General features: G+C 71.3%; 38 protein-coding genes and 1 tRNA gene. 32 read left to right on the top strand and 7 right to left on the bottom strand.

What is annotated here, in order from left to right:
• The first annotated feature begins 91 nt into the window (after window positions 1–91).
• The 3 genes from orn to ABZZ79_RS03490 all read left to right on the top strand — a co-directional run bounded on the left by orn (window position 92) and on the right by ABZZ79_RS03490 (window position 2,246).
• Window positions 92–694: an oligoribonuclease gene (gene orn / locus ABZZ79_RS03500; RefSeq protein ID WP_356686023.1), complete on the top strand. Its 603-nt coding sequence runs from the start codon at window positions 92–94 to the stop codon at window positions 692–694.
• A 118-nt stretch (window positions 695–812) separates the two neighbouring features.
• A tRNA-His gene (locus ABZZ79_RS03495) sits at window positions 813–885 on the top strand.
• Window positions 886–995: 110 nt separating this feature from the next.
• Entirely contained in the window at window positions 996–2,246 is a 1,251-nt protein-coding gene (locus ABZZ79_RS03490; RefSeq protein WP_356686021.1) for a site-specific integrase, read from the top strand.
• Window positions 2,247–2,252: 6 nt separating this feature from the next.
• On the opposite strand, the gene ABZZ79_RS03485 is transcribed toward ABZZ79_RS03490, so the two are convergent.
• The 3 genes from ABZZ79_RS03485 to ABZZ79_RS03475 form a co-directional block, all read right to left on the bottom strand.
• The gene (locus tag ABZZ79_RS03485) at window positions 2,253–2,444 is read right to left on the bottom strand and encodes a hypothetical protein (protein WP_356686019.1); all 192 of its coding nucleotides are present in this window, start codon (window positions 2,442–2,444) and stop codon (window positions 2,253–2,255) included.
• Window positions 2,445–2,680: 236 nt separating this feature from the next.
• Window positions 2,681–3,184, bottom strand: coding sequence for a hypothetical protein (locus ABZZ79_RS03480; protein WP_356686017.1), 504 nt, complete (start codon window positions 3,182–3,184; stop codon window positions 2,681–2,683).
• A gap of 256 nt (window positions 3,185–3,440) precedes the next feature.
• Window positions 3,441–3,848, bottom strand: a complete 408-nt coding sequence (locus tag ABZZ79_RS03475) for an XRE family transcriptional regulator (RefSeq protein WP_356686015.1) — start codon at window positions 3,846–3,848, stop codon at window positions 3,441–3,443.
• A 263-nt stretch (window positions 3,849–4,111) separates the two neighbouring features.
• Here ABZZ79_RS03475 and ABZZ79_RS03470 point away from each other — a divergent pair, with 263 nt between their 5' ends.
• The 24 genes from ABZZ79_RS03470 to ABZZ79_RS03355 all read left to right on the top strand — a co-directional run bounded on the left by ABZZ79_RS03470 (window position 4,112) and on the right by ABZZ79_RS03355 (window position 18,234).
• Window positions 4,112–4,411 (top strand): helix-turn-helix transcriptional regulator, encoded by a 300-nt coding sequence (locus ABZZ79_RS03470; protein ID WP_356686013.1) that lies wholly within the window; start codon window positions 4,112–4,114, stop codon window positions 4,409–4,411.
• Window positions 4,408–4,686 (top strand): helix-turn-helix domain-containing protein, encoded by a 279-nt coding sequence (locus tag ABZZ79_RS03465; protein WP_356686011.1) that lies wholly within the window; start codon window positions 4,408–4,410, stop codon window positions 4,684–4,686. The genes ABZZ79_RS03470 and ABZZ79_RS03465 overlap by 4 nt, the downstream gene beginning before the upstream one ends.
• A 94-nt stretch (window positions 4,687–4,780) precedes the next feature.
• Window positions 4,781–5,314: a hypothetical protein gene (locus ABZZ79_RS03460; protein ID WP_356686009.1), complete on the top strand. Its 534-nt coding sequence runs from the start codon at window positions 4,781–4,783 to the stop codon at window positions 5,312–5,314.
• Window positions 5,311–5,895 (top strand): hypothetical protein, encoded by a 585-nt coding sequence (locus tag ABZZ79_RS03455; RefSeq protein WP_356686007.1) that lies wholly within the window; start codon window positions 5,311–5,313, stop codon window positions 5,893–5,895. Before ABZZ79_RS03460 ends, ABZZ79_RS03455 begins: the two co-directional genes overlap by 4 nt.
• Window positions 5,892–6,164: a hypothetical protein gene (locus ABZZ79_RS03450; protein ID WP_356686005.1), complete on the top strand. Its 273-nt coding sequence runs from the start codon at window positions 5,892–5,894 to the stop codon at window positions 6,162–6,164. The genes ABZZ79_RS03455 and ABZZ79_RS03450 overlap by 4 nt, the downstream gene beginning before the upstream one ends.
• Window positions 6,155–6,763, top strand: coding sequence for a hypothetical protein (locus ABZZ79_RS03445; protein WP_356686003.1), 609 nt, complete (start codon window positions 6,155–6,157; stop codon window positions 6,761–6,763). Before ABZZ79_RS03450 ends, ABZZ79_RS03445 begins: the two co-directional genes overlap by 10 nt.
• A complete protein-coding gene (locus tag ABZZ79_RS03440; RefSeq protein ID WP_356686001.1) occupies window positions 6,763–7,071 on the top strand; it encodes a hypothetical protein in 309 nt (102 codons plus the stop codon). The genes ABZZ79_RS03445 and ABZZ79_RS03440 overlap by 1 nt, the downstream gene beginning before the upstream one ends.
• Complete coding sequence (locus ABZZ79_RS03435; protein ID WP_356685999.1) at window positions 7,068–7,604, top strand: hypothetical protein; 537 nt, start codon at window positions 7,068–7,070, stop codon at window positions 7,602–7,604. The genes ABZZ79_RS03440 and ABZZ79_RS03435 overlap by 4 nt, the downstream gene beginning before the upstream one ends.
• Complete coding sequence (locus tag ABZZ79_RS03430) at window positions 7,601–8,317, top strand: hypothetical protein (protein ID WP_356685997.1); 717 nt, start codon at window positions 7,601–7,603, stop codon at window positions 8,315–8,317. Before ABZZ79_RS03435 ends, ABZZ79_RS03430 begins: the two co-directional genes overlap by 4 nt.
• Window positions 8,318–8,424: 107 nt before the next feature.
• Entirely contained in the window at window positions 8,425–8,550 is a 126-nt protein-coding gene (locus tag ABZZ79_RS03425) for a hypothetical protein (RefSeq protein ID WP_356685995.1), read from the top strand.
• Window positions 8,547–9,116 carry a hypothetical protein gene (locus ABZZ79_RS03420; protein WP_356685993.1) on the top strand — a complete coding sequence of 190 codons (570 nt, stop codon included), beginning with the start codon at window positions 8,547–8,549 and terminating at the stop codon, window positions 9,114–9,116. Before ABZZ79_RS03425 ends, ABZZ79_RS03420 begins: the two co-directional genes overlap by 4 nt.
• A gap of 68 nt (window positions 9,117–9,184) precedes the next feature.
• A complete protein-coding gene (locus ABZZ79_RS03415; protein WP_356685991.1) occupies window positions 9,185–9,889 on the top strand; it encodes a VWA domain-containing protein in 705 nt (234 codons plus the stop codon).
• Complete coding sequence (locus ABZZ79_RS03410) at window positions 9,886–10,170, top strand: hypothetical protein (RefSeq protein WP_356685989.1); 285 nt, start codon at window positions 9,886–9,888, stop codon at window positions 10,168–10,170. The genes ABZZ79_RS03415 and ABZZ79_RS03410 overlap by 4 nt, the downstream gene beginning before the upstream one ends.
• Window positions 10,171–10,193: 23 nt before the next feature.
• Window positions 10,194–11,840, top strand: a complete 1,647-nt coding sequence (locus ABZZ79_RS03405) for a hypothetical protein (RefSeq protein ID WP_356685987.1) — start codon at window positions 10,194–10,196, stop codon at window positions 11,838–11,840.
• A complete protein-coding gene (locus tag ABZZ79_RS03400) occupies window positions 11,830–12,144 on the top strand; it encodes a hypothetical protein (protein WP_356685985.1) in 315 nt (104 codons plus the stop codon). The genes ABZZ79_RS03405 and ABZZ79_RS03400 overlap by 11 nt, the downstream gene beginning before the upstream one ends.
• A complete protein-coding gene (locus ABZZ79_RS03395; protein ID WP_356685983.1) occupies window positions 12,141–12,713 on the top strand; it encodes a hypothetical protein in 573 nt (190 codons plus the stop codon). The genes ABZZ79_RS03400 and ABZZ79_RS03395 overlap by 4 nt, the downstream gene beginning before the upstream one ends.
• A gap of 70 nt (window positions 12,714–12,783) precedes the next feature.
• Window positions 12,784–13,395 carry a hypothetical protein gene (locus ABZZ79_RS03390; protein ID WP_356685981.1) on the top strand — a complete coding sequence of 204 codons (612 nt, stop codon included), beginning with the start codon at window positions 12,784–12,786 and terminating at the stop codon, window positions 13,393–13,395.
• Window positions 13,392–14,159 carry a WhiB family transcriptional regulator gene (locus ABZZ79_RS03385; protein ID WP_356685979.1) on the top strand — a complete coding sequence of 256 codons (768 nt, stop codon included), beginning with the start codon at window positions 13,392–13,394 and terminating at the stop codon, window positions 14,157–14,159. Before ABZZ79_RS03390 ends, ABZZ79_RS03385 begins: the two co-directional genes overlap by 4 nt.
• Before the next feature lie 127 nt (window positions 14,160–14,286).
• On the top strand, window positions 14,287–14,448 hold the full coding sequence (locus ABZZ79_RS03380; protein ID WP_356685978.1) for a hypothetical protein: 162 nt from the start codon (window positions 14,287–14,289) through the stop codon (window positions 14,446–14,448).
• Window positions 14,445–14,795, top strand: a complete 351-nt coding sequence (locus ABZZ79_RS03375; protein WP_356685976.1) for a hypothetical protein — start codon at window positions 14,445–14,447, stop codon at window positions 14,793–14,795. The genes ABZZ79_RS03380 and ABZZ79_RS03375 overlap by 4 nt, the downstream gene beginning before the upstream one ends.
• Window positions 14,796–14,875: 80 nt before the next feature.
• Window positions 14,876–15,358 (top strand): hypothetical protein, encoded by a 483-nt coding sequence (locus tag ABZZ79_RS03370; protein WP_356685974.1) that lies wholly within the window; start codon window positions 14,876–14,878, stop codon window positions 15,356–15,358.
• Window positions 15,355–16,983, top strand: a complete 1,629-nt coding sequence (locus ABZZ79_RS03365; RefSeq protein WP_356685972.1) for a hypothetical protein — start codon at window positions 15,355–15,357, stop codon at window positions 16,981–16,983. Before ABZZ79_RS03370 ends, ABZZ79_RS03365 begins: the two co-directional genes overlap by 4 nt.
• A 3-nt stretch (window positions 16,984–16,986) precedes the next feature.
• Window positions 16,987–17,481 carry a hypothetical protein gene (locus ABZZ79_RS03360; protein WP_356685970.1) on the top strand — a complete coding sequence of 165 codons (495 nt, stop codon included), beginning with the start codon at window positions 16,987–16,989 and terminating at the stop codon, window positions 17,479–17,481.
• 66 nt (window positions 17,482–17,547) lie between these two features.
• Window positions 17,548–18,234, top strand: coding sequence for a hypothetical protein (locus ABZZ79_RS03355; protein WP_356685968.1), 687 nt, complete (start codon window positions 17,548–17,550; stop codon window positions 18,232–18,234).
• A gap of 149 nt (window positions 18,235–18,383) precedes the next feature.
• Here the strand turns inward: ABZZ79_RS03355 and ABZZ79_RS03350 are convergent, their stop codons facing one another.
• Window positions 18,384–18,608 (bottom strand): hypothetical protein, encoded by a 225-nt coding sequence (locus ABZZ79_RS03350; RefSeq protein WP_356685967.1) that lies wholly within the window; start codon window positions 18,606–18,608, stop codon window positions 18,384–18,386.
• A 129-nt stretch (window positions 18,609–18,737) separates the two neighbouring features.
• Between ABZZ79_RS03350 and ABZZ79_RS03345 the strand changes: the two genes are divergently transcribed.
• Window positions 18,738–18,893, top strand: a complete 156-nt coding sequence (locus tag ABZZ79_RS03345) for a hypothetical protein (RefSeq protein ID WP_356685965.1) — start codon at window positions 18,738–18,740, stop codon at window positions 18,891–18,893.
• 37 nt (window positions 18,894–18,930) lie between these two features.
• Here ABZZ79_RS03345 and ABZZ79_RS03340 read toward each other — a convergent pair whose 3' ends face one another.
• The 3 genes from ABZZ79_RS03340 to ABZZ79_RS03330 are packed head-to-tail and all read right to left on the bottom strand — an operon-like array spanning window position 18,931 to window position 19,888.
• Window positions 18,931–19,146 (bottom strand): hypothetical protein, encoded by a 216-nt coding sequence (locus ABZZ79_RS03340; protein ID WP_356685964.1) that lies wholly within the window; start codon window positions 19,144–19,146, stop codon window positions 18,931–18,933.
• Between the two features lie 41 nt (window positions 19,147–19,187).
• A complete protein-coding gene (locus tag ABZZ79_RS03335) occupies window positions 19,188–19,553 on the bottom strand; it encodes a hypothetical protein (protein ID WP_356685962.1) in 366 nt (121 codons plus the stop codon).
• Window positions 19,550–19,888 carry a hypothetical protein gene (locus ABZZ79_RS03330; RefSeq protein ID WP_356685960.1) on the bottom strand — a complete coding sequence of 113 codons (339 nt, stop codon included), beginning with the start codon at window positions 19,886–19,888 and terminating at the stop codon, window positions 19,550–19,552. The genes ABZZ79_RS03335 and ABZZ79_RS03330 overlap by 4 nt, the downstream gene beginning before the upstream one ends.
• A gap of 146 nt (window positions 19,889–20,034) precedes the next feature.
• On the opposite strand from ABZZ79_RS03330, the gene ABZZ79_RS03325 reads away from it, so the two are divergent.
• The 4 genes from ABZZ79_RS03325 to ABZZ79_RS03310 all read left to right on the top strand — a co-directional run bounded on the left by ABZZ79_RS03325 (window position 20,035) and on the right by ABZZ79_RS03310 (window position 20,940).
• The gene (locus ABZZ79_RS03325; protein WP_356685958.1) at window positions 20,035–20,187 is read left to right on the top strand and encodes a hypothetical protein; all 153 of its coding nucleotides are present in this window, start codon (window positions 20,035–20,037) and stop codon (window positions 20,185–20,187) included.
• Window positions 20,187–20,375: a hypothetical protein gene (locus ABZZ79_RS03320; RefSeq protein WP_356685956.1), complete on the top strand. Its 189-nt coding sequence runs from the start codon at window positions 20,187–20,189 to the stop codon at window positions 20,373–20,375. The genes ABZZ79_RS03325 and ABZZ79_RS03320 overlap by 1 nt, the downstream gene beginning before the upstream one ends.
• Window positions 20,376–20,443: 68 nt before the next feature.
• A complete protein-coding gene (locus tag ABZZ79_RS03315; RefSeq protein WP_356685954.1) occupies window positions 20,444–20,788 on the top strand; it encodes a hypothetical protein in 345 nt (114 codons plus the stop codon).
• Window positions 20,788–20,940, top strand: coding sequence for a hypothetical protein (locus ABZZ79_RS03310; RefSeq protein WP_356685952.1), 153 nt, complete (start codon window positions 20,788–20,790; stop codon window positions 20,938–20,940). The genes ABZZ79_RS03315 and ABZZ79_RS03310 overlap by 1 nt, the downstream gene beginning before the upstream one ends.
• Window positions 20,941–20,947 lie beyond the last annotated feature (7 nt).

Raw genomic sequence — 20,947 nt, 5'->3', positions numbered from 1 at the left:
CCCGGCCGAGTGCCGGGGCAGTGCGCGTCCCACCCGCGTCAAGGCTCACGCGCACTCCTCACCCCACCCCGGGCCCCGTAAGGTGAGACGCATGAACGACCGCATGGTGTGGATCGACTGTGAGATGACCGGCCTCTCGCTGTCGGACGACGCGCTCATCGAGGTGGCCGCCCTCGTCACGGACTCGGAGCTGAACGTGCTCGGGGAGGGCGTGGACATCGTCATCCGTCCGCCGGACTCCGCGCTGGAGCAGATGCCGGAGGTGGTGCGCCAGATGCACACCGCGTCAGGGCTGCTCACCGAGCTGCCGAACGGCACGACGCTGAAGGATGCCGAGGAACAGGTCCTGGCGTATGTGAAGGAGCACGTGAAGGAGCCCGGCAAGGCACCCCTGTGCGGCAACTCCGTCGGCACCGACCGCGGCTTCCTGCTGCGGGACATGGCGACCCTGGAGGACTACCTCCACTACCGGATCGTCGACGTCTCCTCCATCAAGGAACTGGCCCGCCGCTGGTTCCCGCGGGCGTACTTCAACAGCCCGGAGAAGAACGGCAACCACCGCGCCCTCGCCGACATCCGTGAGTCGATCGCCGAGCTGCGCTACTACCGCGAGGCCGTGTTCGTCCCGCAGCCCGGCCCGGACTCGGACACCGCCAAGGCCATCGCCGCGAAACACGTGCTGCCCGCCCGCTGACGGCCGCCCCCGGGCCCCTCGTGGGCCTCGGCGAAAAGCCGTGCGCGAGCACCCCTTCGGACCCTGTACACTTTTTCTCGGCCGGTCAGGGAAGCAACTGATCCAAGAACCGGTCATGGTGGGTGTAGCTCAGCTGGTAGAGCACCTGGTTGTGGTCCAGGATGCCGCGGGTTCGAGTCCCGTCACTCACCCTGAATGATCAAGGGGTGACCTGCAAAAACAGGTCACCCCTTCTTCATGCCCAGATTTTTGGGAACATCTTGGGAACCGATCAAGGGATTCCCGGCCTATCGTCCCTGGCATGGCGAGCATTGTGGACAGGCCGAAGAAGGACGGCAGCGTCACCTATCAGGTGAAGTGGCGTCAGGACGGAAGCTGGCAGACCGAGAACTTCGGCGACAAGGACCAGGCAGAGCAGTTCCGGAAGCTGGTCGAGGCGCACGACAACAAGTGGCCGTACGGCTGGATCCGGGGCAAGGGGTTCGTCGAGCCGGATGAGCACCCCAACGACGCCCCGCTGATGGACTACGCCAACCGGTACGTCGACCGCCTCACGGGCGTCGACATCCGTACCCGCGAGGACTACCACCGCGAGATCCGCCTGCACTTCATCCACCTCGTGCACACCCGCACTGACGGCCTCGAGGTGCCGGCAACGATCTGCAACATCACCCAGGATGACGTCACCGACTGGGTGCGCCGTGAGCAGGAGGGTCAGCTGGACCCCAAGGACGCCAGCAGGTGGCTCCGGAAGAAGGCCGACCCCAAGAGCATCGCCAACCGCCACGGTCTGATGTACTGCGTCTTCCAGGCCGCCGTCGACGCCACCCCGCAACTGCGTACGACCAACCCCTGCAAGAAGACCAGCCTGCCCCGACAGGACGATCACGTCGATCAGGACATGACCTTCCTGGAACGCGACGAGTACGCCCGCGTCGCCAAAGAGATCACGGATCCGGACGCTCGCGATCTGGCCGACTTCCTGGTGGGCACGGGGATGCGCTGGAGCGAGGCCAGCGCGCTCAAGGTAAAGGACCTGAACCTCACCTCAGAGCGGCCCACAGCGTCCGTCCAGCGGGCGTGGAAGCGCGCCAAGAAGGGGGCCCCGGCGGGAGAGGGATTCTTCCTGGGTCCGCCCAAAACCAAGAAGGCGCGGCGGCTGATCGCGCTCAGCCCGGCCCAGGTGGAGATGTGCCGGCGACTGACGACAGGCCATGGCCCGGAAGCCTTCGTGTTCCGGGCGGCCATGGGCGGGCCCTGGCGACACTCCAACTTCTACCACCGCAAGTGGCAGCCCGCCGTACAGGCAGCGATCGCGGCGGGCCTACCCAAGAAACCCCGCCTGCATGATCTGCGTCACACCCACGTGGCGTGGCTGATCGCCAAGAACATCCCGCTGCCGGCGATTCAGGCGCGGCTGGGGCATGAGTCGATCCAGACGACCGTGGACCGGTACGGGCATCTCGTGCGAGAGCTGGACGATGAGATCACGGCAGCCGTCGAAGGGATCATGTCCGTACCGGCCCCGCGGGCGGGTCTGCGGGCGGTGTGAGGGCTGTCAGCCGCCGGCCTGTGGAGGCTGCCAGTTCTGTTCCCACAGGCCGGAGCGGACGATGTGGCGGAGGTCGCCAAGCATCTCAGCGCGCGCCTGGGGGGAGATGTGCCCGCGGACGATGAGCCAGGCGAAGTGGCCCTCGCGTTCGATGGGCATGACCACGCGGCCTCCGGGCAGGTGGTCCACGTACTCCATGGCTACGTCTGGTGGGGCGTTCTCAGGTTCCGTCGGTCGCGCGCCGTCCGGCTCGTGTTTCGTGGCGCCATGGTCTGCCATTCGCGGTGACCCCCTTGCGGTGTCATCGTCGCGCATTCGCTCGTATGTTCGAATGCCTGGTCATAGTGATCCTGTGCCGCCCCCCAGGCGGATCATTGACGATGCCACACCGGTCACGCTGTGACCACTAGGGGACGGAAAGTAGTACTACCTGTTCACGCTCTGGCCATGGGCTGCAGACAGCCCTCACGGCGACCGGCACCCGGGGCCGGGCGGGCGCCGCGTGAAGCGCCCTGCGGCGGCTCGTACCAGTACTGCACCCAGAGGCCGTCGCGGGCGAGGCGCTCGAGCGTCGCGTTCACGGCATCACGCAGGGGACGAGTGCATGCCCGCTCGCGGATCAGCCATACGCAAGCACCCTCTTCCTCGGCCGTCATGACCGTGATGCTGCTGGGCAGGGCGCTGGCGGGCACGAGCTCCCATCGGGAGGCGGCAGCCCGCTCGCCCTCCGCCGACTCGGGCATCCGCCCGCCGCCGGCCACCCGGTGTCGCCACAGTCCGTTACCAACCTGATGGCGCGTTAGCCGATTGAGGCCTCGGGCCAGTTCGCTCCTGGCGTGGAGCGGGTGCAGATAGATGCCGAGTGTGCCGCCTGGCTGGGCCTGGACGTGAATGAGCTCGTCAGGCCCGAACTTCCCCGGCTGGGCTATGTGGTACACGGCTGACGTGTATTGGTCTGGCATGTTGCCCCCTGCCGCTCGTCCATCGCGAGCGCTAGGACCCAATGGTCATCTCCACCCCCCAGGCGGAAAGCCATTAGACACCGGGCAACAACAAGCAGCCAATACGGGAAACACACTGCGTAACCGGATGGGCGACCGGTTATAGCGCAACTCCGCTTCACTCCAAGGGAGTTGGGGAAAGACTTGACTCAGATTCGATAAAGCGGAAGGCGAGGCTTGAGCGATGCTCAAGTCAGTCTCGCCTCAGCCTCCGCCAGGACTCCATCATCGCCAGGACTCGCTCCTGATCCGCTTCGTCCAGTTCGCGGAAACCATGGACAAGCGTCCGGATTTTACCGTCGTGCGACCAGACCGTGTCGATGCCGACGAACTGAGCGCCGGTGGCCTCCTGGACCAGACCGAGTGGGACCCGAAGGCCAGCCTTCAGCGCGCGGAGCTGCGGCAAAGTAGGCGCCTTGATGCCGACGCCCTTCTCCAGGTTCTCCAGGGTGCTGCGCCCCCAGAGCGGGCCGGCTTCCGGGTCCTCTGGGTCAATGCAGGCCTCGGCGAGGCCGCGGTAGCTCATACCCAGCTCCAATCTCCGCTTTCGCACGAGATCGGAGAGGTCGGTCCTCTGCGTCGTCCCCTCGTCCGTCATCATGTCTGTCTCCTGGTCGCTATGGGCTGCCCGGTGTCCATGTGACCACTGATACGCAGGCGGCATATGCACTGCTCAGCGCGCTGCCACCCATGCTGGCCTTGGGCATAGTGTCCAGGTTCTTAGCCACGTTTCGCCAGTCCGCCCGGCCGGTTTGACCAAATCGGCACGCGCACTCTGCCCAGAAATCTGGACAGGTCGCCCACATTTCTGGCACGGTAGAGCTCTGCCCGAATTTCTGGTCACTCTGCCCGTGAGGTGTGCCAATGGCCTCAGCCCCCCGACACCTGCTCCGCAAGCCGGATCTCCTGCGGGAGCTCATGGAATGCACCGGGACCGGGGCGCCCATCAGCGGACGTGAACTCGCCGCCGCGGTACACGTTCCCCCGAGCACCATCGACGCCCTCGTCAACGGGGTGACCAGGACCCAGCCCAGCCACATCGCCGAGCGGATCGCCAGCGTCATCGGTGTGGACCTGCTGATCCTCTGGGCACCCACCGGCCGTGCCGTCCCGAACCCCGAGGCGGCCACGCCCACCCCGCACCGCAAGGCGGTACCGGCATGAGCCGCCGCCGCCTCAAGTACCCGCAGGCTGCGGAGGAACTGGGCATCGACGAGAGCTGGCTGCGCCGGCACATCAAGCGCCTCCCCCACTCGAAGCTCGGCCGGGTCGTGTATTTCACGGACGCCGACCTCGAGCGCATCGACGCCCAGTTCCACCACGAGCCCACGACAGGCCCGCTCGCAGCCGCCCCCATACCGGCGCCGAGCACCACGCCCCACCCGCTCAGCCACCTGCGCCCCCTGCCGCCAAGGCGCCAGGCCGCACTCACCAGCTGACCCCACGACAAACGGGACCGCCCAGACCCTGCCCGGTCCAAACGGCCCCGCTCGAGACGTCACCTCACTCCAACCATCTTGAAATGAGGTTCACGTGAACCAGGCTACCCAGCCCACCGCACCCGCCGCACACGAGACCGGCGCCAGCCGCGCCTCCTACGAGCGGGCCCGCGTCCTCGCCGACCGGCTCGTCGCCCAGCTGACGACCCTGCCCACCGCGGTTGAGGTCCACCGCTCCTTCGCCCTCGACTCCTTCGAGGTGCGCCTGCACTTCGGCGCCGGCATGACCGCTGGCCGCGGCCTGCTCGAGGCGGCGGCCGCGATCGACACCGAGGTCACCCGCGAGGACAAGTACGACCAGCGCAGCCGCCTCGTCGGGTGCTGGCTCCTCGCTCGCACCGTCATGGACGGTGTGCCCGTGAGCGCCTGGGCTCTGGCCAGCGAGGACGACGCCGACCAGCTGCTGCAGGCGACGCCCACGGACGAGGACACCGCGACGTCGGAGGCCGACACCGCGGCGACGCAGCCGATCCCCACCGTCGGCACCGACCCCGCCGCCATCGTCGCCCCGGCCATGACTGCCGTCCGCACTCTCGCCTCGGTCGTCCGCCCGGTCGGTGACCGGTGACCCGGCCCCTGCAGCACCAGCTGCACGGCCGCCTCGAGCTCGCCGCCCAGGTCCTCGACCTGCCCCTCACGGCCGACCAGCTCGAGCGCCTAGCCCTCGAACTCGCGCCCGCGGTACGGGCGATGCTCGCCGAGCAGGCCGACAGCCTGACCGCGCAGGTGCCCGTCACCTACGCCGTCGTCGGCACCGACGTCGACCGACAGGCCGGTGTGGCGATCACGACGTGGGCGCAGTGCACCTCCGCGATCGGTACCGACGTCGACCACGAGTCGCCCGCTGCGCTCCTCGCTCACGAGCTGCGGTCCCGCCAGCCGGACGTCATCGGCACCGACGTCCCGACCGGCACGTACCTCGGGCTGACCGTACGGCCGCAGTCGCTGAGCGCCTGGCGCTGGTGGCTCGACCGCCTGAGCATCGCTGCCGAGGCGGTGACGGTGCAGGACACCGACGCCTACGCGGTCGGCGTCGTGGGGGACATCGCCGTGCAGTTGTGCGGGCAGGGCGTGGCCGAGCTCCTCGCTGACCGGCCCGTCGCCCGCCTGATGGGGATGCTCGCCGAGTCCGACACGGCCACGCCATGAGCACGGTCACCAGCACCGCCGAGTGGGTGCGCTGCGGTGGCATCGGCGTCGGCGCCTGGGCGGTGATCGCCGTCCTGGTCAAGGCCGCCGCCGACGCCCCGCCCCGCACACAGCCCGCGCCCGCCAAGACCGAGGCCCCGGCCGCGGTCCCGCCGATGCCCGCGTTCCCGCCGTCCACGGCACGGCACGCCGGCATGGCGGCCGCCGAGGAGCAGCTGCTCCTCACCCCGTCTGTCTCCCTCATCAAGGCGGAACCGTCATGGATCTGATCACCGAGACCTACCTCGGGTGGGACCCGCTCACCCACCTCGCCCACTGCCCTGCCCCGGCCTGGGACACCGTCGAGGTGCGCCGCACCGACGGCATCCGCGCCCAGTCCATGGGCGCCTACCACCACAACTGCGAGCACCCCAACTGCGAGCACGCCGACGCCTTCCAGCGGGTCCAGCTGCGGCTGGCGTGCCGGGACTGCGGCACCGTCCACGTCATCTCCGGCGAGGGCCTGACCGAGGCGCACACCGACACGTCGCTCACCGGCTGGGGCCAGGCTCCCGCCCGGTACGGCGACGTGTGGTTGTGGCCGGGCCGCCCCGCCGTCCCGGGCGGCAGCCCGCACGAGTACCTCGTCACCCGGCAGGAGACCGCTGTCACCCGCGCCACCCTGTACGGGATCGTCATCGCCTACCGGGACAGCAACGGTGCCCGGTGCTGGCTGGCCGCCGCCGAACCGGCCGACGACGGGGCGCACCAGGTGTCCACCCTGCGCTGGCGCCACGCCTCCACCTCGCTCGCCTCCATCGAGGAGGCGGCCGAGTGGCTCGGCGTCACGGCCGGCTTCCAGCAGCGCCCGCTGGTGGTGGCGTTCTGATGCCCACTCGTGCTCAGCGCCCCCGCCTGCCGGAGGTCAGCGACAGCCAGCGCAAGGCCCGGCAGGAGTGGAACAGCGGCAAGGTCGGCCAGAGCCGTACGCCCGCCGACCTGGCGGTCGTCGAGGTCTGCACCGTCGACGGCTGCGGCGACCTCGCCGACCAGCCCCGCCCCGCCGCCGGCATGGTGCGCGTGGAGGTGGCCGACTCCCGCGAGCCCGCCCGCTGGTACTGCCCCGTCCGCTGCGCCGCGATCGGCCGCGCCCTCGCCGACCTCGCCACCATCCCTGTCCGGGGGGCCGGAGAGTGACGGCCCGTACCGAGACCATCGCCTCTGTCCTCCAACGCCCCCGTCTGCTGCGCCCGGTGCTCGCGCACGAGCTGCGCGAGCGACTGGTGCAGGGGATGGGCGCGGGCACCACCGAGGTCGAGTGGACGGCGACGGTGCCGCAGCTCGCCGAGGCGATCGACACCGAGCTCACCAGGCACGAGCAGAAGGACAGCCCCACGCGGCCGCCGGTCGCGGTGGGGTCGGCGGACACTGCCCGTGCCCAGATCCTCGCCGCCCTGCAGGCGGCCGGCCACAGCGAGACAGCGGCCCGCGAACTCCTCGCCAGGGCGTTCCGCGATCCGCATGCCGACCCGGTGGCCGGCCACCGCCCCGAGACCCTCGTAGGCGGCCACGCCCTAGTCGTCGAGTACGGCGACCAGGACGTACACGGTGCCTGCCAGTGCGGCCGCCGCCTCGGGCGCATCACCCCCACCGCGCACCTCGACAGCCTCGCCGCCCTGTGGGAGCGCCACACCCTGACCGAGCTCGCTGCACAGGGGAGCTGCTCGTGAACGTCATGCGCGGGAGCGACTACCGCGTAACCGCCCACAGCCAGGTCAGCCCGCATGAGCGACGTCAGGCGATGCAGTACGTGCGCCGCCGGGCCCGCTCTGCCGAGGACCGCCAGTTGCTGCTGACCACCCTCGGCCTGAAAACCCACACCGCCAAAGGGGACTTGATGACTCGCGCCCTGCCCCACGACCCGTACATCACTGCCGTCTGCGACGCTCTCACCGCCGCTGGCCTGGAGCTCACAGGCAGCTCCTGGACCGACGACGGCGAGAGCCGCGGCACGTACTGCTACCTCAACGCCGTCATCACCCTCGACCCCAGCGGCACTCACGACACCGACGACACCGACGACGAGGACCTCCCCGCAGGCACGCCCTGGCGCCACGGCCTGCTGCTGATCTGGGAGTGGCACACCGGCATCGAGGAGGAGGACGGCGAGCCCGCGCGCGGCCCCCTCTGGCTGTTCGCCGAGCTGAGGGCGGACGGCTCCAATGAGTACCCGACCACCTTGCCGGTCTACGGGTACGCCAGCCCGGCCGCGATCGTCGAGGCCACGCGCAAGGTGATCAGCCGGGAGATCGGCGCTGGCCACTCTTTCAACGGCGGCACACCGACGTGGGACGGCCAGCTCATCGGCGACTCGTGGGAGCAGCGCGCCGAGCTGGACACCGCGTGCGAGGCGTGGGGCAACGACGAGGCTTCCAGCGGATGATCCGCCGCCCGGGCGCATGCACGGCAGTGCGGAAGCCGCCTCACGCCCTCACCTACGCGCGCCTCTACCCGAGTGGCTGGTGGTGCGCACGCCATACACCCTCCGCGATGGCCGGCCTCCCCGAGGCCCCGCCCGGCCCGGGCTGGCCCGTCTACCGCCAGCCGCCACCCGACGCCGACACCGCGACATCGGCGCCCACCAGCACCACCGAGCACAGGCAGGACCAGACATGACCTCACCGGCCGCGCCCCGCCGCATTCCGACCCCCGCCGACATGCTGCGCGCCCGACCCGCCCCGTCGCCCGCGACCACCGGCCAGGCCGCGGATACCCGCACCCGGGGTGCAAAGCAGGCGGCACGCCGCGCCGTCCGCGCTCTCGTGCCGTACGAGCCGAAGCGGCTCAGTGTCGAGGAGTCCCTCGCTCCCGGGAAGCTGACCCGTCAGGAGCACTTTCGGCGGTGCTTCCTGTTCGGGGTGCGGCTCAGCAGCATGCCCGCGAGCAGCCGTCTCCTCGCGCATGACCTGATGTGGCGCGCCAGCCACTCCACCGGGCGGGTGCCCCTGAACATGCAGCCCACTCGCGAGCACCTGGCTCAGGCCACGGGCTTGAGCCTCTCCCAGGTCGACGCCGCCATGAACACGCTGGCCGGTCGTGGCTGGCTGCAGCGGCGGCGCCGTACGGAGGCCGACGGCCGCCGCCTCGGCAGCGAGCAGCTGGTCCTGACGATCCCGGCCGGAGCGCTCGAGGACGTCCGCGCATGGGCGAGCACGCACCGCAACCGCGGCATCGCCCGCTGACCTGCTGGGCGGGCGATGACCGCTCTCGCCCGCCCGGCATCAACCCGCATCCCCCCTTTGGAGAACACGTGATCTCGCTCAGCAAGATCGAGGCCCAGGCGCCCGACATGGTCCGCCTCGCCAAGACCGCCGGCGTCAGCCTCACCAAGCACGGCCTGGCCGGGCAGCGCGCGGCCGTCTACCTCGTCGTCGACCGGTCCGGGTCCATGAGCGGCTACTACAACGACGGCTCCGTGCAGCACCTCACCGACCAGGCCCTCGGACTGTCCGTGAACCTGGACGACGACGGCACGGTGCCGCTGGTGATGTTCGACAGCAGGCCCTACCCGACCGTCACTGTCGACCTCGATCGGTACCAGGGCGTCATCAGCCAGCAGCATGAACTGCACGGCGGGCGACGCACTATGGGCGGCACCAACTACTCGGTCGCCATGAACGTCGTGGTCGACGACTACCTGAACTCCGGCATGGGCGCTCCGGCCCTGGTGATCTTCCAGACCGACGGGGCTCCGCAGGACGCCGAGGTCGCCGCACAGCTCCTCGCCCGCCTCTCGAGCCGCCCCATCTTCTGGGCGTTCGTGGGATTCGGACGCACAGAGGTCCCGTTCCTGCAGCGCCTCAACACCCTGCCCGGCCGGGCCGTCGACAACTCCAGTTACTTCCACGCGGGCGCCATCCCCCAGGCGATCGACGACGCCGTTCTCTACGACGGCATCACCGCCGAGTTCTCGCAGTGGCTGCCCGCCGCGCGCGCCCTCGGGATCGTCCGGTGAGGCGCACTCTCGCTGCACTCGGCGCGGCCCTCACCACCACAGCGCTGCTGCTGACCGCCTGCTCGGACACGCTCGAGCAGGGCCCAGCCGGCCGCGTCGTCGCGAAAGACCGCCACTACGAATGCCGCGCCAGCAGCAGCCGCAAGGCCCGCCGCTGCCACTGGGAGTACGAACTCACCACCCGCGACGAGCACGGCCAGCAGCACGAGTTCGAGGTGCCCTCCTTGGTCTACAACGACTGCCGCCGCGGCTCCGCCTACCCCTCCTGCATCGACCGCTGACCCAACCCACCTGAAGGAAACCGATGTCCGCCGCCGCGCTCGCAGCCCACCAGGCTGCACCGCACGCCCAGCCGCCCAGCGCGGCCGCGGCCGTGCGCCCGCGCGACGGCGGACTCACCGTCAAGGTCCCCCTGCGCCTGGTCGTAGGTCCTCAGTACCCCGATGCGGCCCTGAGCACCTACGTCAAGGTGAAGGCACTGGCCCTCCGCCCGGAGGGCTGCACCGCCCGCGTGGACACCCTCGCCGCCTACCTCGGCGTGTCCAAGTCCAGCGCGGAGCGAGGCCTGCGCCCGCTGCGCCACCCCGACCCCGTGGACGGCATCGTCGAGGTGCCCACCGTCCGCCGCACCGCCCGGGGCGGCACCGGCGAGTCCGCGCACCGCGTGACCCGTCCGCTTGCCGAGGGTGAGTTGTGGGTCCGCATCCCCGTGCGCGCGGCCGAGGCCCTCACCCCGCGCCTGCTGCGCCTGTACGCGCTGCTCGCCTACGCCACCGCCCGGGGTATCCCGGTGACGGTGGCCGAGCTGGGCGAGATGTTGCGCCACCACACCGGCAAGCGCGCCGGCGAGGCCCTTGGCGAGCGGCAGGCCCGCCGCCTGATCGACCAGCTCGGGGCGACCGGCTGGCTTACCGTGCGGCGCCGCGAGGGCGCGCAAGGACGCCACGCCTACGAGACCCACCGCCACCCGCTCCGCACCGTGCCCGCCCCGTCGGCGGTCGCCGACGTTCCCGCGGACCAGGCCGCCGAGCAGCTGCCGCTGTGGGGCGCCGAGGCACCGGTCATTCATGACGGATCGGGTGCGGACGATCTTGACGGATCCCTCGCGTCTAAGGAAGACCCGCAGACTGACCGACCTGATGAGACGCACCCCGTGGGGGTTATCCGCCGTAGGCGAGGTGACCGTGAGTGGGTCGCGGGTCCTGTGGACAACTCCCGCACCGACGCGTTCGGTCGGCCCAGTCTCGTGCTGCGCATGGATGACGAGACCGCTGGCGCGGGCCCGGCCCCCTGCCGCCCCGCCTACACCGGTCCCGCCCTGCAGCTTTCCCCCCGGGTGTGGCGAGTGCTCGCCCCGGTACGGCATGAACTCACCGACGTACGCACCTACGTGCTGCGGAGGATCGCCCGCGAGATCGGCACCCAGCTTGACGCGCCGTTCGGCAGCGAGGACCGCCTGATCGACCGCATCGCCCGCCGCTACGCCACCACTGAGCCCGTCCGCGACATCGGCCGCTGGCTGCTCGGCGCGGCCCTCGTACGGCACGGCTGCGGCGACCCGGCCTGTGAGTCCGGACAGCTGTGGCCCGCCGAGGGCGGAGGCGGCGCCTGGGCGCCCTGCGAGACGTGCGCGCTCAACCGGCAAGTAGAGGCGGCCCGGGCGCGGCGGGACGCCGAGCTCGACCGGCGCGAGCGCGAGCAGGTGGCACGCCTGGCGCAGCGGCTGGGTGTCCTCGAGGACCAGGCGCGGCGAGGCGCGGCGGTGCTCCCGCCGAAGAAGACGTTCCGCGAGCGGGACCGGGCGACGGACGCCGAGATCCTCGCGGCGGCCGCCGAGCACGGCCCCGCCGTCGCACTCCACATGTACGGCCCGCTGCGGGCGCTCCCGCTCCTGCACGGCCGCTCCCCATCACCCGAGACCGGCACCGACCGGAGGACCAATGCTCAGTGACCACGACGTCGCCGCATGCGACGGATGCCGTGCGCGGATCCGGTGGGCCATCACCGCCCGCGGCCGCCGCCAGGCCATCAACGCCGACCCCGACCCTGCGGGCAACTTGGCCGCGTACACGGACGGCCCGGGCACCCTGCGGGTACGCGTGCTGACCGCCGAGCGGCCGACCCTCGAGCACGCCGAGTGGCAGGCCATGCCGCACGCCGCGACCTGCCCGCGCCCGCAGCCGCGCCGCTCGACGTCGAGCAGGCCCGAGCGGCGCGCCGCCGTACGTGCCGGGGACTGGCGGTGGGGACGGTGACCCGCGACGACCAGGTCGCCGCGCTCCTGAAGGCCGGCGCCACCTACGCTCAGGTCGCTGCAGACCTCGGCGTCGGCAAGGCGATCGTCCGCCGTGTGCGAGCGCAGCGAGGCATCCCGGTTCCAGCGGAGCGTGCCAAGCGCGGCCGCGCCGAGATGGACGCCGCCGAGGCGGCGGCGATCGGCATGCTCCGCAGCGGTGCCACCGTGAAGGAGATCCGCCGGGCCACCCGGCTGGGACCCAACCGGATCTCCCGCCTGCGCGCCGACTTCCAGATCCCCACGCCCCGGCGGACGTACCCCGCCCCCATAACGATCGCCGAGGCCCTCGCCCTCCACCTCACGCCGGAGCCCGGCGGCCACGCACGGTGGACGGGATCGCGCTACCGCCGCTCGCTGATCCTTTTCGCCGAGGGCCGCCAGCACAACGCCCGCCGGGCGATCTTCGAACAGACGCACGGCCGTCCGCCAGTCGGCTACGTGACGACCGAGTGCACGCGCTCCTGGTGCGTGGCCGGGGAGCACCTCAAGGACGCGGTCATGCGCGGCACCGCCGAGACGGACGCGTGACGGCATGGCCCTCCACCTGACCGCCGCTCATCCGGTTCCGCCCGCCATCACGCACAGACAGGACGTAATCATGACCGACCCGAACGACAGCGAAGGCCTCGCCCGCAAGATGTTCCTCGCCGAGACCGCCGCCGTACGCGAGCACCTCGCCGAGCAGGAGCAGGCCGCCACCGACCGCGCGGCCGAGCTGCTCGCCCCGATCCAGGCCCAGGTACGCGAGCAGCAGGCGCGCGACCGCGCCGAGCACCGGGCCACGGTCCTCCGCGAGGCCGCCGATTTCGTCGGCAACGACGACGACTGCGACTGCGGCGGCTGCGACAGCTGCGTGCCGAACAAGCTCGCTGAGGGCCTGCGCCGTCTGGCCGACCAAGCTGCACCCGCCGGCCCTTCCTCGGTGTTCGCCGAGATTCGCGACGAGCGCGCCCGCCAGGACGCCAAGTTCGGCGAGCAGAACCACCCCGACGGCACCGGCAACAAGTCCCAGCAGGACTACGCAAAGGCGGCCCGTCGCTGGTGCGAGGCCGCCTTCGGCTCCGGCTACGGCACGTGGGCTGACGTACTCGCCGAAGAGGTGGCCGAGGCCAACGCTGAGTGCGACCCCGCGAAGTTGCGCGCCGAGCTGGTCCAGGTCGCCGCCGTCGCCGCCGCATGGATTCAGGCCATCGACCGCCGCACGCCGTGACCAACGCCGCCCGCGACGCCGCGGACTGGCGCCTGCGGGCGGCCTGCCGCGGACAGGACACCGACCACTGGTTCGACGCCAAGGGCAGCCACCACGCCACCGCCCAACAGGTCTGCAACGGCTGCCCGGTCCGCGCCGAGTGCCTCTACGACGTCCTCACCACCGAGCCACCCCACCACCGCTACGGGCTGTGGGGCGGACTCAACGGAGACCAGCGCAGAAGCATCCCCACCCTGCCCGCCTCGACGGCTGCCGCCCTCGCCGCCCTCCGCGAACACCTCGCCGTCGCCCACCCGCCCGCCGAGAGGACCGAACCGCCCATGTCCCAGCCCATCCCCACCGCCCCGCCCTCGCTCGCCGACGCCGACGTACGTCTCAGGGCGGCCGAGCGACTCCCCGTCGGCCAACTCCTCAAGTGGGGCGCCACCCACCCCGACGCTCACGTCCGCGACCAGGCCATGCGCGCCCAGGACGCCCTCGTCGGCCTCCGCCAGCGCCACGCCGCCGACGCCGAGCTCACCGCGATCACCGACGAGGCCGCCAACCTGGAGAAGCGCCTCGCCGAACTCCGCGCCCGCGAGGCCGAGCTCGCGCCCGCCAAGGCGAAGAAGAAGCGCGCCGTCACCCGCGACTACGAGCCCCGCACCGTCCGCGCGTGGGCCGCCGAGACCGGCATCGACTGCCCCCGCGTCGGCCAGATCCCCAGACCCGTCCTCGATGCATGGCGCGCAACCACCGGCCAGGCCTCGGCGAGCCCGTCGTGAGCGAGGTCGGCACGTACGTCGCAACCGTCATCGCCCTGGCCGCAGCCCTTTGCGGCCACACCAGCGAGCCACTCCCGCCCGCCCTTACGCGCCTGCTGCAGCGGGCCCGCCGCAAGAGGAGCACCCGTTGAGCTACCCAGCCCTGTTCACCACGCCCGGCATCCTCGAGGAGGCCTACGAGGCCGGCGCCGAGCGGGACCTCGAGGAGTTCCGCGCCGAGCTGATCCAGATCGCGGCCGTCTGCCAGACGATCATCACCGACCTCGACCGCCGCGGCGGTGCGCGATGAGGAACCCCCGCTCCTACATGTACTCCGCGGCCGCCGGCGCCGTGCTCCTCGCTGGTGCCGTGGCCCGCTCAGCCCTGCAGGGTGAGCACCTGCACGCTGCGATGTTCGGCATCGGCATGCTCGTCCTGGCCGAGGCCGCACTGCGCGAGCACCGCCGCCTGCGCCGCCGGCGCCTCGAGGCCGAGTGGGCCCGCAGCTGTGCACTCGGGGAGAACCCGCCGCCGCTCGAGCCGTGCTGCCTCCTCTCCTTCGCATCCGACGGCCGGGCCCACGACCGTCGTTGCACCGGCACCCACTCCCTGTCCCAGGTCATCGACAACGCAGAACAGCAGCGGAGCCGGCCCTGAGCGAGCAGACCGAACCCAGCGACGCCTGTACGGACGTCGAGGTCGACGGCACCACCATTCGGGTCCGCGGTAGCGGCGAGATGACCAGAGAGGCCAGCGCAGGACTGGCCGCCCTCGTCCGGGCAGCCACCCGACGGTTCACCGAGGACCAGGCCGCCATCGTCCAGCAGGCACTGCATCTTCAGCGGATCTGGCTCGAGGGCGGGCCGCCGCCGCTCGGTACGCCCGTCTCTCGCTGGTGGGACGCCCGCCTCGCCGAACTCCGAGCGGCGCTCACGCCGCCGCAGGATGCGGTCTCCCAGGCCGGAGACTCCCTGCCCACCGTGCAGGACCGGTGGGTGCTCCGGCTCCTATCGGTTCTCTCCGACCTCGACCGCTGCGAGCACGGCCGCCACGAGGGCGACCCCTGCGAATCCTGCGGCGGCTCGTCCGCTGGCAACCCCCACGTCGGACCCGACCGGGTCATCGGCTACGGCCGGTACGGCACCCCGCTCGTCCTGCCCACCCGCGGCAGCAAGACCGACCCCGCCGCCTGGCGGCAGACCAAGGAGAACAATTCGTGAGCGACCCCACCATCCCCGGCCCCCGCGAGCACCAGCCTGCGCCCGACGACGTAGACGACGCCGTCCGCCCCCAGTACGACGCTCTCCGCCGGCGTGCGGACAAGCTGCTGAACGAGCGGGACGAGCGCGTCCGCATCCACATCCAGGCCGTCATGACGGCGGTCAAGGAGCACTCGCCTGAGCAACTCGCGCAGCCTGCAGGGCTGTTCATGTCCGGCATGCTCACCGGCCTCGCCTCAAGCCTGGAGATCCTCGGCGGCACCGCCGAGGGCGCCCTTGAGAACGTCAACGCCCGGCTCACCGCAGCGGTCGGCGAGGCAGGCCTCGCCGGCACCCTGCCCACAAGCAAGCAGAATTCCACCGACCAGACGGACGGCTCCCGCGTCACGGTGTACGGGATCGACGCCGCCGAGTGGGACCGGATGTGGGAAGTCGTCCGCCGCATTGAGACAGCGGTCACCGGATGGCGCGCCCAGGGCCACACCGGACATGGCAGCCCGTGCGAGCACAGATCCGATGGCTCGTGCGCCCAGCCGCCCTCACGGCCGACGGCCGCCCTCAGCGACCACCAGCTCACCCGCGAGGCAGAGATCCGCGGTGTGCAGGGCTGGATGGCCATGGACCTGCACCAGGCCCTCGGGCTGCCGGTCGACGAGCAGGCCGACCACCAGGGCCACCCGTGGTGGGCGGACTGGTGGGCCGACCTGTGCGGCCGCGTACGCCAGCGCACCCACGCCAGCCTGGCTCACACCCGCGCCCTGACCGAGCCGGAAGACCTCACCACGGACCCACTCGTCCCCACCACCGGGTTGCCGCCCGAGCCCGGGGACCTGTTCTTCCCCATCAAGTACGGCGCGATCCTCGCTGAGGCGCACCCGGCCACGCCCACTGAGCCGCCCTACGTGATCGACCTGGTCGGTGTCACCGACGGCGACCCGCTGCGGGATGTAACGCGCAGGCTCATCGTTCACCGGTCCCTGGCCACCCGCCTTGCGCGGGACCTGACAAGGCTCGCGGGCCCCCAGGCGCAGCCACTCCCTGCCGACCTCGCCTCGCTGGTCGACACGGCGACCAGCCAGATGATCGAGGAACACGCCGCCCCTCCGGGCAGCGACGTGGACCCCTTGGAGGCCCTCGGGTACCACGCCATGGGGCTGGGCCTTGCCCTCGAGCGCGCCGAGGCCGAGCGGGACGGCGCTTACCGCGAGCGCACCCACCTGGTCGCGCTCCTCGCAGCGCTGACCGACGGCGCAGTCGTCGCGCCAGCGCCGGACGTGGACGAGCCCGGCTGGCAGATCGCGTACCTGTACCTCGGCGGCCGCCAGGCGTCCTGGCACATCCACCCCCGCGACGCCGACCTGATCCAGGCGCTCGAGCACGTCCCCACCGACGACCCGCGCGCGCAGTGGGACGGCCACACCACCGAAGCCAAGTTCGCCGGAATGCAGGCCCTCACAGCCGAGCTGATGCAGCGCTGCGGCCCGGCCTGCTCCGAAGCCCACACCTACACCCGCCGGTGCGAGGGCGCCGGCGAGGCCTGCGCCCAGCACCCGGGCGCCCCGGTCATCGGTGGCGTGTGTGGCGGCTGCACCCAGTACCCCGACGACATCACGCAGGGAGCCTGACTCATGCCCACCACGGACGAGGTCCTCGCCCAGATCGACAGCGCCGTCCACGACTGGACCGTCAGCGGCGACGCCATGCGCAGCCGCCCCACCCCCGAACCCGCCCCCGCCGTGCCCCTCGTGCCGGCGCCCCCGCTCCTCGTGGCGCGCGCCGAACTGGTGCACCGTCTCGTCACCCACCACGACATGGCCCCGGAGACGGCGCAGCGCGCCCTCACCGACGCGCTGGAGGGCAGGCACACCGAGCACACGGCGGTCATCCACGCGGAGGCGCGCGCGGCCGTCGCCGAGCGGGCTCACATCGCAGGCACGGCCATCGCCCACTTCCTCCAAGCCATGCGGCCCGCCCTCCAGGCCATGGCGGAGGCGGCGCGCCAGGCCGGCCAGGCGATGCGGGCAGCGGCCCACATCGCCGAGCACTGCCACGCCGAGCGACAGCGGGGCCGCCCGGCGTGGCAGTCCCCGTACGGGCCGCGTCGCGGCCGAAAGAAGCGATGACCACCACGCCGTGACCCCGGCAGGCCGTCGCCGCCCAGCATCACCAGCACAGCGAGGAGAACACCGGTGACCACACACCCCTGCGCCGCGGCGACCTGCCACCGCACCCTGCGCGACCACGAACTGACCGCCCACCAGACCCTGTGCACCCCCTGCGTCCGCCTGCTCGGCAGCTGGCTCGCGGAAATCCCGACGCAGATCATCGTCCTCGAGGGCTCCCGCCAGCGGGAGACCACCAGCGCCGGCACCGGCGGCCGCGTCGCCATCCGTACCGCGCCGCTGCCCGGCCGCCCCGACGTCCTCAACCTCCTCGGCCCCGCCGCCTGGACCGACGTGCGCGACCCGCACGGCGACCAGCACGGGCCCCTGCCGATCGCCGGCGTCCTCATCCCCTGGGTCCGGCTCGTCAGCGAGGAACGCCGCTGGAACCCGCCCGCCTCGCTCACCCCGCAGGCACTGTGTGCGTGGCTGGCCGCGCCCCGGCCGCTCGGCTGGGTCTCGCGCCGACCCTGGGCGGGCGACATGCGCGACGAGCTGCACGAGCTGGTGCGGACCATCCGCAACACCACTCGTCTGCGGCCGCAGCGCCGGCCGATCACCCAGCCCTGCCCACGCTGCGACGACCTCGAACTGGTCGAGACCGACCACCAGCTGTACATCGACTGCGGCGGCTGCGGCGCCATGTTCACCCGCGAGGAGCTCGCCCTGGCCGCACGCATCACCGCGGCCGCCCTCGAGGCCGGCGCAGCGTGAGTCTGGAAGACCAACGGACTGGAGCCGCAGGTCACTTATGTGACGCAAGACGGCGCGTACCACCAACATCGTCCGAAAGGGTGACCTGGCTTTGTACGGGAGAACGGTTCTCGCTCTCGCGTACAAAGCCAGGTGACCACTCAAGGCCTTCAGGCGTCCGGCCCGCCGCCCGCCGCGTCCGCCTTCTTCTTCACCCTTCGGACGTACTCCCGCGTCCATCCGGTGATTCGGGCGACAGAGGCCTGTGCGCCGCGCTCTTCCGTTTGGCGGAGTGCGGCCACGGCTTCGGCGTGGAGGTCGGCGCGTGCGGAGTCGAGGGCGCGCTCGGCCTCACGGTAGCGCTGAGCTGCGAGTTCCAGTCTGACGGTGTCCATGCGCCCATCATGCATCAACCGTGTTGGCCAACTCAATAGGCGAACAGAGTTGACAATGCGAACCGAGTTGGCCAACATGGTTCCCACGAGGCGGCGACCGGCGCCACCCACCTCCGAGAGGAACCCGCCATGATGGACGCCAACTCCCTCACCCCCCGCTTCGTCGCCCTCAAGGGCCGCGGGCACTGGTACGTCCTCGACCGCACCACCGGCGCGATCCGTGCGGGCTATGTCCGCGTGGGGGCGATCCAGGTCGCCGACCATCTCAACCGGCGCAACCCCTGACGGGGTGCGGCCGGCGAGCGTCGCTCGCCGGCCGCGGTCAACGCGTCCAGACGTCCGGTCCGCCGCCGCGCCACTCGATCAGCGACGACCGGACCACGTCCATCTCATCCCACTCCTGGAGCCCCGCCTCCTGCATGAACCGGGCGACGTCTTGCACGCTGAACGCCCGGCCCTTGATCACCCCGTCCACGCGCACGCGCCGGCCTCCGTCCTCGTCGGGCGGATAGATCACGACCGGGCGATCAGCGGCCACGCCTTCAGCCTCACCCCGGATCGCGGGCGCCGCACCCTGGGCTACTCCCCGGCCGCCGGCGGCTTCCCCTTCAGGTCCGTACGCCAGCCAGGGTGGTCCTTGTCCCACTCTCGATGCGCCTTGTTCCCATACGCCTGACAGTCCGCGTTGGCCTTGACCAGGAAGGCACCCCAGCCCGGCGTGCCGTGCAGGTTGTGCAGTGGCCCGTCCTCACGCAGCGCGCGCCGCTCCTCGGCCGCAGCCTCCTCACGCGACGCGAACCACGTCACCTCGAAGGAGGCGACGCTCGGCCACCAAGCATGCTGATCGGCGTGGGATGCCCAGCGCCCCATCGGGTTGCGCCCCATCCCCACGTAGAGCAGGCGGCCGGAAGCGTCACTGAGCCGGTACACCGCTGCTCTTGTCACCCACTCCTGGGTGGGGAATCTGCCCCCGCGTCGCGTGCTGCACCATCTGTCGGGTTCTCCTCTGACGGTCGAATGTCGGTTCTCTGCCCCTGCCGTGACTTCCGCTTCCGGAAGTACGGCTCGATGACCCGCCAGTCGAACAGCCTCATGCGGCCGACCTTCATTGCCTGATTGAGAGGCACCGGCCAGTCCGGGTCTTCCTCGGCGAGCTGCCGACAACGCTGCGCGCTGATCTTCTTCAGACCGGCAGCTTCGAGACGCGCGGGCATGTCCGCGAAAGAGATCAAGTCCGGGCCTCCCGTCTCGTCGACTTCCTCCGGCGGAGAGTCGGGCATGACTCCATCCTTCCAACTTCCTTGTTTTAAAACAAGGAAGTTCGCTACTCTCGATCCGGCAACAACGAAGGCCCCGGCCGGAGTTCGCACCTCCACATGGCCGGGGCCGGACCTACCCACAACCGTGACGAAGGAGCAGGTCCGCCATGGAGCGTACCGACGAGCCCGACCCGCCGCCCAGCCTCAAGCCGCAGCCCAGCGGTCTCATGGCCACGCCCGACACCCCCGAGCAGTGCCACGCCGAGTACGAGAACGGGGCCGACATCCGCCGCCGCCTCGGCTGGAGGGACGGCAACTGATGAGCCGCCTCGCCGACTTCGCGCGCAGCCTCCAGCCCGGCCGTGACCGCGAACTCGCTGCCGACCTCTCCGCGCAGCGCCGGCGCGCGCCCCGCCAGTCCATCCCGCGCACCGCCCGCAAGGGGCAGGCGTGGGAGGACGAGGACCGGGCCCGCGACCGCCGCGGCGGCTGGCACCGCCTCCGCTGACCCACCCCGACCGCCGGCCCCGCGAAATCCCCCACGCGGGGCCGGCTCCTTCCCCTCGGAGTCACACCATGAGCACCCCGCCGCCTGTCGGTAAGACGCTGTCGGTCAAGGTCGACCAGGGGCTGTACGACGACCTGGTCACACTGATGTCCACCGGTATGACGCAGTCCGACGCTGTGCGCACCGTCGCCCGCATCGTGGCTGGCACATACCGGGCCGTGTGGGCCGCCGGTCACACCCCGCCGACCGTCCAGCCGCTCATCGATGCCTGGTTCGTCGCACCGTATGACGCAGGTCAGAGTCCCCAGGAGCGCGCAAAGGCGCAGCGCGTCCCACGCGCGTACCGCGCCCGTCCCACCACCCCTCACACGCTCGGTAAGACACGCCCTCCCCAGGTGCGACGGTCTGACTGATGGCCGTCACACGAGACCCGGGGCCGTCCGACGAGGAGCCCCGCGAGCGGTCCTATGGCGACGAGCTGCGCGCCCGCTACTACCTCCACCGCCTCGACCAGTCCGACCGCGCGATGCGTGAGAGCGTCGGCATCAGCCCCGACCCGTCCTGAGAGGATC

The sequence above is a fragment of the Streptomyces sp. NPDC006458 genome (genome assembly GCF_040612135.1).
GTDB lineage: Bacteria > Actinomycetota > Actinomycetes > Streptomycetales > Streptomycetaceae > Streptomyces.
Note: the sequence above shows the minus strand (reverse complement) of the source record. Positions and strands in the feature narration are given on the sequence as shown.

Coding starts and splice junctions, on each gene's coding strand:
- orn (WP_356686023.1), top strand. CDS start 92: ATGAACGACCGCATGGTGTGGATCGACTGTGAGATGACCGGCCTCTCG.
- ABZZ79_RS03490 (WP_356686021.1), top strand. CDS start 996: ATGGCGAGCATTGTGGACAGGCCGAAGAAGGACGGCAGCGTCACCTAT.
- ABZZ79_RS03485 (WP_356686019.1), bottom strand. CDS start 2,444: ATGGAGTACGTGGACCACCTGCCCGGAGGCCGCGTGGTCATGCCCATC.
- ABZZ79_RS03475 (WP_356686015.1), bottom strand. CDS start 3,848: ATGATGACGGACGAGGGGACGACGCAGAGGACCGACCTCTCCGATCTC.
- ABZZ79_RS03470 (WP_356686013.1), top strand. CDS start 4,112: ATGGCCTCAGCCCCCCGACACCTGCTCCGCAAGCCGGATCTCCTGCGG.
- ABZZ79_RS03465 (WP_356686011.1), top strand. CDS start 4,408: ATGAGCCGCCGCCGCCTCAAGTACCCGCAGGCTGCGGAGGAACTGGGC.
- ABZZ79_RS03450 (WP_356686005.1), top strand. CDS start 5,892: ATGAGCACGGTCACCAGCACCGCCGAGTGGGTGCGCTGCGGTGGCATC.
- ABZZ79_RS03445 (WP_356686003.1), top strand. CDS start 6,155: ATGGATCTGATCACCGAGACCTACCTCGGGTGGGACCCGCTCACCCAC.
- ABZZ79_RS03440 (WP_356686001.1), top strand. CDS start 6,763: ATGCCCACTCGTGCTCAGCGCCCCCGCCTGCCGGAGGTCAGCGACAGC.
- ABZZ79_RS03425 (WP_356685995.1), top strand. CDS start 8,425: ATGGCCGGCCTCCCCGAGGCCCCGCCCGGCCCGGGCTGGCCCGTCTAC.
- ABZZ79_RS03420 (WP_356685993.1), top strand. CDS start 8,547: ATGACCTCACCGGCCGCGCCCCGCCGCATTCCGACCCCCGCCGACATG.
- ABZZ79_RS03405 (WP_356685987.1), top strand. CDS start 10,194: ATGTCCGCCGCCGCGCTCGCAGCCCACCAGGCTGCACCGCACGCCCAG.
- ABZZ79_RS03400 (WP_356685985.1), top strand. CDS start 11,830: ATGCTCAGTGACCACGACGTCGCCGCATGCGACGGATGCCGTGCGCGG.
- ABZZ79_RS03390 (WP_356685981.1), top strand. CDS start 12,784: ATGACCGACCCGAACGACAGCGAAGGCCTCGCCCGCAAGATGTTCCTC.
- ABZZ79_RS03375 (WP_356685976.1), top strand. CDS start 14,445: ATGAGGAACCCCCGCTCCTACATGTACTCCGCGGCCGCCGGCGCCGTG.
- ABZZ79_RS03370 (WP_356685974.1), top strand. CDS start 14,876: ATGACCAGAGAGGCCAGCGCAGGACTGGCCGCCCTCGTCCGGGCAGCC.
- ABZZ79_RS03360 (WP_356685970.1), top strand. CDS start 16,987: ATGCCCACCACGGACGAGGTCCTCGCCCAGATCGACAGCGCCGTCCAC.
- ABZZ79_RS03350 (WP_356685967.1), bottom strand. CDS start 18,608: ATGGACACCGTCAGACTGGAACTCGCAGCTCAGCGCTACCGTGAGGCC.
- ABZZ79_RS03345 (WP_356685965.1), top strand. CDS start 18,738: ATGATGGACGCCAACTCCCTCACCCCCCGCTTCGTCGCCCTCAAGGGC.
- ABZZ79_RS03330 (WP_356685960.1), bottom strand. CDS start 19,888: ATGCCCGACTCTCCGCCGGAGGAAGTCGACGAGACGGGAGGCCCGGAC.
- ABZZ79_RS03325 (WP_356685958.1), top strand. CDS start 20,035: ATGGAGCGTACCGACGAGCCCGACCCGCCGCCCAGCCTCAAGCCGCAG.
- ABZZ79_RS03320 (WP_356685956.1), top strand. CDS start 20,187: ATGAGCCGCCTCGCCGACTTCGCGCGCAGCCTCCAGCCCGGCCGTGAC.
- ABZZ79_RS03315 (WP_356685954.1), top strand. CDS start 20,444: ATGAGCACCCCGCCGCCTGTCGGTAAGACGCTGTCGGTCAAGGTCGAC.
- ABZZ79_RS03310 (WP_356685952.1), top strand. CDS start 20,788: ATGGCCGTCACACGAGACCCGGGGCCGTCCGACGAGGAGCCCCGCGAG.